The following is a 12,276-nucleotide window of genomic DNA, read 5'->3' as shown; positions in this document are numbered from 1 at the left end:
CGTGGCGCACGATCCGCATGGACAGGTCCAGCTTCACGTCGGACGCCATGGCGACCATGGACGCTGCGGCGAGCGCGATCAAAACTCCGCGCGCACCGGTAATCCAGCCCAGGCGAGCCGGTTTTTCGGGGCAAGTTCACACATTTCTCCACCTTCCACCTTAGCAGGTTTTTAGTGACGTCAAGCGCGTTTCGCCCCGGCCGCGCCCGCCGTTTTGAATGCTTATCTGCTGCTTGGAGGCCGTCGGAAGACGGAGCATTCACAGCTTCAAAGCCAACGGTCAGGCCCAGCCCATCCTCTGCGCACGGCATGGCCGCTACGACAGACACCTCAGCGGCAACAGCCACCTTGGCGAGGTCTCCGTGGCGCACGATCCGCATGGACAGGTCCAGCTTCACGTCGGACGCCATGGCGACCATGGACATACCAGATATAGTGGTGACGCAGCGCGATATGGTCAAGAGGGGCGATATTTCTTTCACATCGCTTCAATCAATAAGTTCGACACTGGAGGCTCAAACCCGCCGATTTCTACAATCATGTCGGATGGCCAGTATGGGCTGACATCCACCGGCAGGCCACCCCGATCATCCCGATCCGCAAGAACGGCCGACCTTGGAATGACGGCTGCCCAGCCGCAGTCGCCAGAAACGAAAACCTGCGTGCCACCCGACACTACGGCAGGTCGTTCTGGAAGCGCAGGACCGGATACCATGCCCGAAGCCGGATCGAGGCCAAAATGCGGTGCCTGAAAGCCTTTGGTGAGCGCATCGCCGCAAGGCACCCCGACAGCCAGACCGCCGAAATCCAGATCCGCGTCGCCCTCATCAACCGCTTAAACGCACTCGGCACCGCCAAGATCGTCCGCTTGGCTTGATCCAGACGGGGAAAGAAGCTGTTATGCCTCAGGCAAGCGTTCTGCAACAACGCCAGTTGTATCTGAAATACAAGCCCTTGGCCATCAAGGATAAAGATGCCAGTCTGCCCATATGCGATAAGCTTGGGGGGTAGCCATGGGACTGCATGAGCAGAAAATCGAGGGGGTCCCTCAGTTTGTCAGCTACTTCGTGCCTGTGGTCGAGATTATGCGCGACCTCGGTGGCCAGGCTCGACCGCGCCAAATCTTCGATGAACTGATCAAGCGGCACCAGATCTCTGCAGATTTTCTGGCTCTCGCCAACAAGAACGGTGGATCGAAGTTCGAGAACAGGGTCCATTTCGCCCGATCTTATCTGTTCACGGCAGGTATCATGACCTCGCCCAGCCGTGGTGTTTGGGGGCTGTCTGATCGGGGGTGGAAGGCGGAGCTGTCGCCAGAGTGGGCCGCCGAAATCTTCAAGACAGCCCGGGTCAATTTTGCTGGCGACGAAGACGAACAGGTTGCTCCCAAGGATGACATCGCGCCTGAAGGGGTGAACCACTGGTTTGTCGGCGCATCATGGTCAAATGGGGATCAGACCGATCGGTTTTTGAAAGAGGGCATCTGGGAAAACGGCTACGAGGACAAATTCTCAAAGCTCGTCAGGCAGATGAAGGCCGGCGACCGGATTGCCATCAAAGCGTCGTTCACCCGGAAAAACGAGGTGCCGTTCGAAAACCACGGCCGTGCCGCCAGCGTGATGCGTATCAAAGCCATTGGCACCATCACCGCCAACCGCGGTGATGGGCTGACAGTCGAGGTGGACTGGCAAGAGCTTGATCCACCAAAAGACTGGTATTTCTACACCTACCGCACAACCGTTGCCCGTGCCCGAGTAGAAGATGATGACATGGCAAGGAAGCTGGTAGCGTTTACCTTCGACGGCGCCGAACAGGATTACGGCTATTTCTTGGGCCATTCCTATTGGGCAGAGCGTTTTGCCCCTGAGATCGACCCTTTGAGCGCAAGTGAAGCTGAGGACGCCGCAGAAGACGACAATATCCCTGTGCCGGAAATCCTGCCCTACACGGTGGATGACATCATCAACGAGGGCGGGTTTCTCGGTCGTGATACCCTATCCGGTCTTGTGGATCGCCTGTCATCCAAGAAAAACCTGATCCTGCAGGGGCCGCCGGGAACGGGAAAAACATGGCTGGCCAAGCGATTGGCGAAAGCCTTAATCGGGCGCAAATCGCCCTTGCCGGATCAACTGCGCTCCGTCCAGTTTCACCCGTCACTCTCTTACGAGGATTTTGTGCGGGGCTACCGCCCTTCCAGCACAGGGTTGACGTTGACCGACGGCATTTTCCTGCAAGTGGTTGAGGCCGCGCGCGCCCAGCCCGACTTGCCGCACGTCCTGATCATTGAGGAAATCAACCGGGGCAATCCAGCGCAGGTGTTCGGGGAGATGTTGACGCTCTTGGAGAATACCAAGCGCAGCCGGGCGGATGCGATGGAGCTGGCCTATCGCAAGATCCCGGGCGAGAAAATCCACGTGCCCGATAACCTGCATATCATCGGCACGATGAACATCGCGGATCGGTCCCTCGCACTTGTGGATCTTGCCCTGCGCCGCAGATTTGCCTTCGTAACGCTTGAACCCTTGCTCAATCAGGCTTGGCAGGATTGGTGCCGTGACAGGAATTTCTCAGATGACGTGACGGCCTTGATCCGTGATCGGATGCAGGCGCTGAACGACACCATCGCGGAAGACCGAGCCTTGGACCACAGTTTCGCGTTGGCCATTCCTATGTCACGCCGAGCGATGACGACATCCCAGACCCCAGGGCATGGTTTGCAGAAGTCATCGACACCGAGATCGAACCGCTGCTGCAGGAATACTGGTTTGATGCTCCAGACCGAGCAAGGCAAGCGGCGCAGGCACTTCGTGCAGGCCTGTAATGGCTACAGCGATCCCCTTGCGAAATGTCTGGCTGTTGTTCCTTTACGCGGCCGATCTGGTGCAATTCAAAGGGCGTTTTGACCATCAGGTCGAAGCTGCACGCGACCTTCCTGAGCTGGTTGCGCGGCTCTTGGGGCAAGTCGTTGAAGAGCGCCTTCGCCGAAACCTTTCTCGTGGATACCGCCCGAAAGTAGCTACCCTTTCAAGGGTGCGCGGTCGGATCGACATGCTGGAAACGACGGCGCGTCAATTGATGGACCGCGGCCGCATCGCCTGTCGCTTCGAAGAGCATACGATGGACACGGCGCGAAACAGATTGGTCAGGGCTGCCTTGGAACGGCTCGCCAGCCGGGTTTCGGATGAACTGGTGGCGCATCGGTGCCGGCAACTGGCCGGAGATTTCACGAGACTTGGGGTTGTCGGTGCGCGCCCGTCTTGGGCTGAACTCGCAAACGATCAGATTGGCAGGAACGAGACCGCTGATCGCTTTATGGTGGCGCTGTCCCGGATGGTGTTCGACACGATCATCCCGACAGAAGAGGCTGGCTTTGTTTCTGGTGCTCTGCCTGACAGCACCGAACACCTCGTTCGGCGCCTGTTTGAGCGGGCTATCGGAAACGCCCTGCGCCTTGAGCTGCAACCTCAGGGTTGGAACGTGACACAGGGCAAGCGCCTTGCTTGGCAGATCGAAGCTGCGTCTCCCGGAATTGCGGCTATCCTGCCGGGAATGCAGACCGATATCGACCTTCGACACCCTGCCACGGGGCGACGCATCGTGATCGACACGAAATTTACTGCGATTTTTGCGGCTTCGGCCTACCGAGATCAGATTCTCAAGAGCAATTACATCTACCAGCTTTATGCCTACCTGCGCAGTCAGGAGCGTCTTGATGACCCCGCCAGCCTGACTACGTCGGGCATGTTGCTGCATCCCCAAACGGGCGGATCGATAGATGAGCTGGTGATAATTCAGGGGCATCAGATGCAGTTCAAGACGATCGATCTTTCAAGTGATCCGGTGCAATTTGAGCAAAGCGTTCGAAGATTGATCTAGCGTTTCACTCACCAGTAGCGGCATTTTTGCGACATGCCGTTACTGAGGGTGATTTAGCCGTGTCGCCATCTACTTCGGGCGGCGTCCAATGGACGGCACAAATGAAGTTCGACTAACCGTGGTTTCAAGGGGTTGATGGATGTTGGACGGCTTCATCGGATTGCTAACTGAGCTCAATGGCCGTGTTTCCCTGTTCATCATCCCTGTTGAAAAGGCCGATGAAGGCCTCCCTTGGGTTGAAGTCCTTGCCGCTGGTCTTGCCACCATCGGCTCTGCTGCTGTCGCGCTCCTGATCTTGTGGCTCACTATCCGGGCAGAGCGCAACCAGCGCAACGTTGACGCCATGAAGGCTGATGCCGCCATGGCGCTAGCCACGTTTTCCAAGATTTCGCGTTACGCAAACATCATCTATGCGGTCAAAAATGCGATTGATGAGGGCGTTGCCAACGTCAATGCGATCGGTCTCAGGGTAACGGATCCCTCTCAGATGGTGGGTGCGATCCCAGGAAAATTTGTTGAACCAGAGCGCCTTAAGTCGACTGAGTATTCGTTCCTTTTCACCAAGAAGGACTTTGAGGTGGTTGGGCAAATCGAGGACTTGGAATCCGGTGCCATTCATCTGATTAGCCTTGTTGAAGAATATGGTCGTCGTCATGCCGAGATGCAGAACTGGCTTGACACCACTCCCGGCGTGATACGAAATTTTGAAGGCCTAGCAGCCGCTGACATGGTGCCGGTAGAGCTTAAGGGAAAGCTGGATCATCGGATCGCGCAACTGAATATCATTCTAGCAGCTATTCTTGAGGTCACTGAAAATCATGCGCCGTCGCCCGTCGAAGTAGTCAGAGGGTTCATCGATGCAGCGCGCGATGCATCGTTTAAGGAATACTTCCCAAAGCTCGAATATGGCATGTAACGCGTCAAGCACTCCATGCGACGGGCATCGTTGACCATCTATGCCAAGTTCTGCGAGGACAGTCTGGCTGACAAGCTGGAAGCCCAGGGCAGGCTCTGTTCCGAAGGCGGGTCGGTGAAATATTGTTTTATTTCAAATATTTAAGATATTTTGTATTTGGCAAGCGATGCTGCGATAGTCCTTCAATACCGAGCTTGGTGCGTTTTTTCATTGTCGATAGGTTTTGCGCAAACTTAACGGGTTGACTCAGTTTGCGAAAAAATTTAACACTAAGGCCATAGTCGGAGAGCAGATCATGGCCACCATTGGCGAAGCGCACATCTACCTGGCGGAAGAGTTCGAGGTCCCGGTCGCGGCGGTCAAGAACATCGGCCTGCGCTTGCTTGACCATGGCCTGCGTGACAAGTCTCCCCGGGGTGCAGGTGCTGCACAGATCACCGCAAAGGATCTGACGTATCACGCCATTCCACTGATTTGCGGCATCGGTCCAAAAGAGACACCCCATGTGATGGGGGCGCTCGGTGATCTCGACCTGATTGGCGCAGAGGTCTGGAAAGTCGATCCAGACATTGGTTTCATGCTTGGGCAAGGATCTGTTGATCTTACGGCCAGCCAGCTATTGACCTCGAACGGAGGGGCCTTTGCGGCCATCGAGGTGAACCAGTTGCTTCAGCGGTTGCCGCTTGCCGCCAAGTTTGACGATACGTTCGCGGCCATCCTTGAGAAACTTGCTGGTCCAGATGATCCGCTGCTCGAGTTTTTGGAAGTCGATATCTTTCCCACGCGGCCGGCAGCCGGCATCAGGGCCCGGGTCGCGCCGTCCGAAGGTGGGTCAGGCAGCGTTTTCTATAATGTTTCGTTTTTGGGCCCCAAGGAAAAGCGCAGCAAACGCCGCGACCGCGCCATAAGTCAAATTCCCAAGGAGCTTTTGGTGGATCTCGCAAAGCTGATAGCGCCCCCAAAAGACTGAACCTTCTGCGAATCGTCACATTGCAAACCTGCCAAAACCGCCAGTGCTTTGGCGCTATGATACTCCATGCCTGCTGGCAGCAGAAAGAAAGATGCATGTTTCGTGGACGTCGGCGCCGCCGTGGATTTTGCGAAGAAGTCGTGGCTCAGGGAGGTCCGTCCGTTGCAAACCACGACCGGGGAAGGGGAAACGGCCATAGTGGGAGGTAACGGGCGTTGTGCGAAAATCCAAAGATGTGTTTTTTATCAGTGACTTGGGTAAAACTTTATCCTTGATCGCCGCGCCTTCGCTTGCTACCGCCGACCTCGTTTGCTGACCAAACGGGATTTCACATGAAAGGACAGACTGACGGAATAGAACCAATTTCCTGCCACCCAGTGGCCGCATAGCGCTCTGCGAATGCCGATGGCGCCCCAGAATAGCGGGGCAATTACCAAGCGTCGCGCATTGACAGTGTGGGTTTGCTGTGTGTCCGCAGGGCATGAACAACCCGGGGATATCCCCAAAAGTAAAACACCCGATCCGCGCCAACGGATCAGGTGCTTCAAGGAAGGCAGATAGGAACCTCCCGCAATCATGCCATGGGTAGCAGAGTCTGCGTCTCAAGGCAAGGTTTCCTGTCCTCCTTCTTGATCAGACGACTTGCTCCATCTGCGCCAACAGATCGGGCGAGCGTCCGCCGCAGTGAATGCTCGAGGTCCTTTTGGGCCCTGCTTCCACGCGGCCAGGAGAATGGTCCCGGCCAATGCCGGCCGGGACTTCGGACACCGTGAGGCCACCAGATGCCCAAGCCCAAGAAGCAGTCTGAATATATCATCGACGACATGGTCTTCGACCATGACAGCTGGAACTACGCACCTCCGAAGCTGCCGAAAGCGAGCGCGCTGAAACTTGGGGACATTCATGGCGTTCTGCCTTTTGACGGCGTGCGCAATCCCAGCAGCCGCTCGTCTGTCTCTCACAAGATTTTTCTGCCCTATCGGACCGCTGCTAACGAGTGGAAGCTGAAAGTCGGTATTGCTGAAAGTGAGCCGGAGGCGGGCACTGCTTTGCAGATCCTGATCTCACCGAAAACCTTTGACCTTCACTTTCAGCCCCTGCAGGTCAAATTCAAAGGACCGAATGGAGAAAATCGCACTCACACCTTTGATCTGATGGTGACCTTCCGCAGCGGCTATCGCCGTCTGATCTACGTCCGGAATGGACACAGCCTGTCAAAGACTGCAACGCAGCGGGAACTTGACGCGATCAAGATGGCCCTGCCAAAAAAAGTGGCTAACGACATGATTGTCGTCAATGGCGACGACTTCAGCCGCCAGCGGTGCCGCAACCTCGCATTGATGCATTACTTCATCTTCAATCCCGATGACGAGGCGGATGAACATCTTCTCGACGTCGTTCGCTCCGGTCGGTCCTTCTATTTTATGAAAGACCTGTTTGCGTTGGCTCAGATGCCCCAGAAGCGGATGTTTGCAGCGTGCCATCGCTTGGTGGCCAAGGGATATTTGAAGGCAAACCTCGACAACCTCCTCTGGGAAAATTCGCGGGTTAAGGCGGCAGCATGACTTTCCAACCGCGCTATAATTTGGCTCCCGGCACGATCGTGTCGGTTTCGCGTCGAAATGTCATTGTCACCGGTCAAGATGATCGTGGCTACTACATCCAGGGTGTCGGCGACGATTTCACCTCTTTCCTGGGCTATGGGGAGCTTGTTGCGCAGCTCAATCTGCCGGGCGCAAAGTTGATCGCGCCACGTTTGGATGCCCAGCCCGCTACGACTGTTCGGCTCGATGGCTTCGAGTCTTGCGAGGCGTTGAGCGAAGATGCTCGGAAAATGGCCGATTTCCATGTCGCGTTTTGTCTGGCGATGAAGGCCTATGAGGAGCAGCGGCGCCAAGAGCCCGGCAAAGAGTTGTTTCGCTTGTCCATTCGTGGCGCTGACAAGCCCGAGGCTCGTAAGTTCATTGCAGAGCATACATCGAAAGGCTTGGGCGAGACTGTCTTAACAAAACCGGCGCGCGGCGGATTTAGCAAGCGGTTGTTCCTCTATCAGGGTCGCACCCTGATGGAATACTACAATGTCTTCAAAGGCCTCGATCCAACACAGGATCCACGAGATGCCCTGATCCCCCGGACGCACCTAAAGGGAAACCGGGTAGACAGGGTGTCTATTGATGTCCGCGAAATCATCGATCGCAACACCCCGGAAAACTTTCTGAACTTGACCGACGGCCGCATTGCTGACGTGCACAAAGCGGTCGAAGACGAGATCAAGGGTATCAACGAATTTTGCGGCCGGAACGAGCTTCCGCTGCTGCAGGTTCCATCTCCGGCAACGATTAAGGCCCAGATCGAGGCCAAATTGACGCCGACTGAAATCATGGTCGCAAAGCTTGGCCTGCGGGAAACGAAGCGCAAGCTCGGCAAAGGCAGCACCGATAACCCCCGCGATTTTCTGTCGTAAGGCCCGCCTCGTGCGGGCCTTTTTGCTTGCCGGCCCGGGGTGTGCACGTTTATGCTTCCAAGTGTGCGTGCTTATAAGGTCCTGCGCGGTCGCCCCTAAAATCATACAATGATTTCAACGCCTTAATGGTGAAAAATCGGGTTTTTTTAAGGGGTGTGCACTCTTATGCCTTTTTTACATGCATCCGATGGAACCATGATGGCATGAGTGATGCCGTCGGCGTGGGGGCATCCACCGCATCAGTTTACGGATCGTAGACCCCGTCACTATCCGATTTTTGCGGGTAGCCCCGTCTTCATGTCCTGCCCCTCGCCTGCGACAGCCTGACGGCAATGCGGCGAAGGTTGCGGTTTATGGTTTCCGCTCCCCCCATTTCGGCGCGCCGGCTCAGGCCGGCACCAGCCGCACATCCTCGGGGGCAAAGCCAAGCTGCACGTTGTCGCCCTGCCGGAAGGGCAACGGCTGCGGCGGGGCAATGGCGAAGATCGGGCCGCCATCGCTGCTGAGCGTATACTGCACGGAATTGCCCAGCCAAGCAGCATAGGTCACTTCGGCAGCAAACCGCTGGGGTGCCGGATCGTGCGACAGGCGAACATGGTGCGGCCGCAGAACCAGTTTGGCGGGGCCGATCGCTGCGCTTTGCAGCGGAAGGCGCAGCCGACGGCCCTGCAACACGATTTCGGTCTCGGCGCCCGATTGGGTGACTTCCAAGTCAATCAGGTTCGCGTCTCCGATGAAATCCGCGATGAAGGCGTTTGCCGGCCGGTCGTAAAGGTCATGCGGGGTGCCTTCCTGCGCAACCTCGGCATTCTTCATCACGATGATGCGGTCCGAGACTGCCATCGCCTCTTCCTGGTCATGGGTGACATAGACCGCCGTGAGGCCGAGGCGTTGCTGGATCTGGCGGATCTCCTCGCGCACGTGGCGGCGGAGTTTTGCGTCAAGGTTCGACAGCGGCTCATCCAGAAGCAGCACTTCGGGCTCCAGCACGATCGCGCGGGCCACTGCCACCCGCTGTTGCTGCCCGCCCGACAGTTCCGAGGGCAGCCGCGTGCCAAAGCCCTTCAGACCCACCGTTTCAAGCCCCGCCTCGGCGCGTGCCTTGACTTCGGCCCTCGGCATGCCCTTGACCGACAGGCCGTAGCCTACGTTCTCTGCCACCGTCATGTGCGGAAAGAGGGCGTAGGACTGGAACACCATCGAGACGCGGCGATAGGTGGCCGACAGATGCGTCACATCCTCGCCCCCGATCAGGATGCGCCCCTCGCTGGCGCTTTCCAGCCCTGCGATCAGACGCAGCGTCGTGGTCTTGCCGCAGCCCGACGGCCCCAGCAGGGTGACCAGCGTGCCGGGGGCGATGTCCAGCGACAGGGGCTTGAGCGCCACCACTTCACCGAACTTTTTAGTGACGTTTTGAGAACGGACGGAGCCTTTCATGGGCACCCTTTCTCAGTGGGTTTCGATACGATCGGTGCGGCGCAGTTTGCGGCGACCGATAATCAGTTGCAGGGCAAGGATGGCGGCCAGCATGGTGAAGATCAGCACCGTGGCATAGGCGATGGCGATGCCGAACTCGCCGTTTTCCACCCGGCCGACGATGAAGCTGGTCGCCATGTTGTGGCGCGCCGAAACCAGGAAGATAACGGCGGAAACCGAGGTGATGGCACGCACGAAGGCATAGGTGAGTGCCGCCAGAATGGCTGGCCCCATCAGCGGCAGGATTACCCGACGCAGCGTGGTGGCATAATTGGCGCCAAGGGTGATGCTGCCTTTCGCGCCAATGCCCTGAGGCTGGACCGGTCCCACCGGCAGATGGCGCAGCGGACCGCGCTTTACGAAAACATGATGGCCGGGATCAGCGACGGCGTCGCGATCCTCTCCGATCAGGGCCAGATCGTCGCCCATAACCAGCGACTTGCGCCCTTCCTGCGCATCGATCCCGCCCGTCTGGCGGGACGGCCCCGTCTGGCCGAGGTGATCGCCGAAGCCGGCTGGCAGGCGGGCGAAGCACCCGGCTGCCTGTCGCTGCCGTCCGGTCCCCAAGCCGAGCTGCGCGAAAGTCCTCTGCCGGGGGGCGGCGCGGTCGTGCTTGTCTCGGACGCGACCGAACGGCGGCAGATGGAGGACCGGTTGCGCCAGATCCAGCGGATCGAAGCTTTGGGCAAGGTCTCGGGAGAGGTGGCGCATGACTTCGACAATATCCTGTCGACAATCTCGGGTTGCCTGCACCTGATGGACAGCGCCCCGCCTGACCGGCAGGCCCCCTTGCGCCAGACCATCGCTTCTGCGGTGGACCTTGGAACACCTCTGACCGGGCGGCTGCTGGCCTTTGCGCGGCGCCAGCATCTGGAACCGGACAGCGTGGACCTGCCAACCCTTGTTGATGGCATCGCCGATCTGGTCGGCTTCGCCCTGCGCGACGAGGTGGAGCTGGTGATCGACTGCTGCCCCGGGCAGTTGCCGGTGCTGGTCGATCCGGGCCAGCTGGAAAGCGCGATCCTGAACCTCTGCCTCAACGCCGGCCAGGCCATCGAAGGCGCAGGCCGCATCACCTTGTCGGTCCGCCGCGAACGCGACCTTGCCCGGATCGAGGTTGCCGACACCGGCACCGGCATGACCCCCGAAGTGCTAGCCCATGCGATGGAACCCTTCTTCACCGCCCGCGCCGACGGCACCGGCACGGGGCTTGGTCTTGCCATGGTATATGGGTTCATCCGCCAGTCCGGTGGCGATATCGACATCGTCTCCACCCCTGCGAAGGGAACCATTGTCCGGCTTGTGCTGCCGTTGCAGCAAGCGAAAGCATCAATGCTGCCACGGCTCGGCACCGTTCTGCTGGTCGAGGATGATCCGTCCGACCGGAACACCTCCCTCGCGCTGCTTGCCCCCGCAACGGATCGCTTGCTGGTTGCCGAAGACAGGACATCAGCCCTGCGCCACCTTGCCGAACCGGTCGGCCTGATCGTCACGGACCTGACGCTGCACGGCCAGATAGAAGGCTGGCGTCTGGCAGATGCGGCGCTTACGCGCTGGCCAGATGCAAGGGCCATCGTCGTATCGGGGCACCTGCCAAATGTGCAACCCCTTTCGGCCCGCTTTCCCGGGCGGATCGCAACGCTGGCGAAACCTCTCACCCAAGACCTTCTGTCACGCACGATGGTCGAACTCTTCAAGTCAAGGATCGAGAATGCGACCATTGCCCGCCACGGCCTCTGACACTGGAATGCATCCGTTGCCTGCGGCCCTCCTCTTCGACTGTGACGGAACGCTCGTTCTGACGGCGGACCTGCATTACAAGGCCATCTCTCTGGCTGTTGCACGGCAAGGTCACCAGATGCCGCGCGACTGGTATATGTCCTTTACGGGCCTCGGGCGACGCGACCTTTTCCGGCGCTTCGCTGCCGAGGCTTCGGCCCGCTTCGACATGGACCGCCTTGTCGAGGACAGCGTCGCGCTGACGGTAGATCTGACAGGTCACGTGCGCGAAAACCCGTTGGTCGCCGGGCTTGCGCGCCGCGCATTCGGGCGGCTGCCTATGGCGGTGGTGATCAACAGCGAAGGCAGCATCGCGCGGGCAGTCCTGGCTGAAACGCGGCTCTCCGTCCTGTTCGACTGCATCGTGACGGTAGAGGACGCCCAGCGCCCGAAGCCCGCCCCTGACCTTTATCTGGCCGCCGCTGCGCGTCTGGGCGCGCCACCTTCCGGCTGCCTTGTGCTTGAAGACAGTGATCAAGGCATTGATGCAGCAAGATCAGCCGGCATGATGTGGGCGGACGTCCGGTCGCCGGACTGGCCGGATCGCTGCAACGGGCTTCTTTCGATGCTCGGGGACTGACGCAAGGCCAAGGCATCTTGCGACAGGACGCGAAGGCACTCTTTGTCACAGGGGGCAAGCGCTGCGGTCGCTGGCGTTGCGACCTGCCCGCGCCGTGACGGCATCCGGAAACGACGGGCCAAGCATTATGGAACGTCCGGCAAAAGCGCCGAACGGGGCGCATCATGGTTCTGCCATCACGAAAGCGAGAGTGCCGTAACGCCCGCCCTGCTGCC

At 58.7% G+C, this 12,276-nt stretch carries 10 protein-coding genes and 1 pseudogene; 9 read left to right on the top strand and 2 right to left on the bottom strand.

The window, feature by feature from the left end; genetic code table 11:
• Positions 1-559: 559 nt before the first annotated feature.
• The 7 genes and pseudogenes from G3572_RS20935 to G3572_RS20905 all read left to right on the top strand — a co-directional run.
• A pseudogene (locus tag G3572_RS20935) lies at positions 560-877 on the top strand (transposase); the annotation flags it as partial.
• Positions 878-1,013: 136 nt separating this feature from the next.
• A complete protein-coding gene (locus tag G3572_RS20930; protein WP_205518847.1) occupies positions 1,014-2,903 on the top strand; it encodes an AAA family ATPase in 1,890 nt (629 codons plus the stop codon).
• Positions 2,857-3,876, top strand: coding sequence for a 5-methylcytosine restriction system specificity protein McrC (locus G3572_RS20925; protein ID WP_205518846.1), 1,020 nt, complete (start codon positions 2,857-2,859; stop codon positions 3,874-3,876). Before G3572_RS20930 ends, G3572_RS20925 begins: the two co-directional genes overlap by 47 nt.
• 139 nt (positions 3,877-4,015) lie before the next feature.
• Positions 4,016-4,792 carry a hypothetical protein gene (locus G3572_RS20920; protein ID WP_164615521.1) on the top strand — a complete coding sequence of 259 codons (777 nt, stop codon included), beginning with the start codon at positions 4,016-4,018 and terminating at the stop codon, positions 4,790-4,792.
• A gap of 295 nt (positions 4,793-5,087) precedes the next feature.
• Positions 5,088-5,762: a hypothetical protein gene (locus G3572_RS20915; RefSeq protein WP_164615519.1), complete on the top strand. Its 675-nt coding sequence runs from the start codon at positions 5,088-5,090 to the stop codon at positions 5,760-5,762.
• A 782-nt stretch (positions 5,763-6,544) separates the two neighbouring features.
• Positions 6,545-7,327 (top strand): hypothetical protein, encoded by a 783-nt coding sequence (locus G3572_RS20910; RefSeq protein ID WP_205518845.1) that lies wholly within the window; start codon positions 6,545-6,547, stop codon positions 7,325-7,327.
• On the top strand, positions 7,324-8,226 hold the full coding sequence (locus G3572_RS20905) for a hypothetical protein (protein ID WP_164615517.1): 903 nt from the start codon (positions 7,324-7,326) through the stop codon (positions 8,224-8,226). Before G3572_RS20910 ends, G3572_RS20905 begins: the two co-directional genes overlap by 4 nt.
• Before the next feature lie 387 nt (positions 8,227-8,613).
• Here the strand turns inward: G3572_RS20905 and G3572_RS20900 are convergent, their stop codons facing one another.
• Both G3572_RS20900 and G3572_RS20895 read right to left on the bottom strand, forming a co-directional pair.
• Positions 8,614-9,663, bottom strand: a complete 1,050-nt coding sequence (locus G3572_RS20900; protein WP_164615515.1) for an ABC transporter ATP-binding protein — start codon at positions 9,661-9,663, stop codon at positions 8,614-8,616.
• 12 nt (positions 9,664-9,675) lie between these two features.
• Positions 9,676-10,131, bottom strand: coding sequence for an ABC transporter permease subunit (locus tag G3572_RS20895; protein ID WP_275897809.1), 456 nt, complete (start codon positions 10,129-10,131; stop codon positions 9,676-9,678).
• Here G3572_RS20895 and G3572_RS20890 point away from each other — a divergent pair.
• Entirely contained in the window at positions 10,072-11,442 is a 1,371-nt protein-coding gene (locus G3572_RS20890; RefSeq protein WP_205518844.1) for an ATP-binding protein, read from the top strand. The two genes, G3572_RS20895 and G3572_RS20890, sit on opposite strands and share 60 nt — an antisense overlap.
• Positions 11,414-12,061 carry an HAD family hydrolase gene (locus G3572_RS20885; protein WP_164615511.1) on the top strand — a complete coding sequence of 216 codons (648 nt, stop codon included), beginning with the start codon at positions 11,414-11,416 and terminating at the stop codon, positions 12,059-12,061. The genes G3572_RS20890 and G3572_RS20885 overlap by 29 nt, the downstream gene beginning before the upstream one ends.
• The last annotated feature ends 215 nt before the right edge of the window (positions 12,062-12,276 follow it).

Origin of the sequence: Pseudotabrizicola algicola (assembly GCF_010915705.1) — a bacterium.
GTDB classification, from domain to species: Bacteria; Pseudomonadota; Alphaproteobacteria; order Rhodobacterales; family Rhodobacteraceae; genus Pseudotabrizicola; species Pseudotabrizicola algicola.
Note: the sequence above shows the minus strand (reverse complement) of the source record. Positions and strands in the feature narration are given on the sequence as shown.

Excerpts from the sequence above, each read along its gene's own strand:
- G3572_RS20900 (WP_164615515.1), bottom strand. The coding sequence starts at position 9,663 with ATGAAAGGCTCCGTCCGTTCTCAAAACGTCACTAAAAAGTTCGGTGAA.
- G3572_RS20895 (WP_275897809.1), bottom strand. The coding sequence starts at position 10,131 with ATGGGCGACGATCTGGCCCTGATCGGAGAGGATCGCGACGCCGTCGCT.
- G3572_RS20930 (WP_205518847.1), top strand. The coding sequence starts at position 1,014 with ATGGGACTGCATGAGCAGAAAATCGAGGGGGTCCCTCAGTTTGTCAGC.
- G3572_RS20890 (WP_205518844.1), top strand. The coding sequence starts at position 10,072 with ATGGCCGGGATCAGCGACGGCGTCGCGATCCTCTCCGATCAGGGCCAG.
- G3572_RS20910 (WP_205518845.1), top strand. The coding sequence starts at position 6,545 with ATGCCCAAGCCCAAGAAGCAGTCTGAATATATCATCGACGACATGGTC.
- G3572_RS20905 (WP_164615517.1), top strand. The coding sequence starts at position 7,324 with ATGACTTTCCAACCGCGCTATAATTTGGCTCCCGGCACGATCGTGTCG.
- G3572_RS20920 (WP_164615521.1), top strand. The coding sequence starts at position 4,016 with ATGTTGGACGGCTTCATCGGATTGCTAACTGAGCTCAATGGCCGTGTT.
- G3572_RS20885 (WP_164615511.1), top strand. The coding sequence starts at position 11,414 with ATGCGACCATTGCCCGCCACGGCCTCTGACACTGGAATGCATCCGTTG.
- G3572_RS20915 (WP_164615519.1), top strand. The coding sequence starts at position 5,088 with ATGGCCACCATTGGCGAAGCGCACATCTACCTGGCGGAAGAGTTCGAG.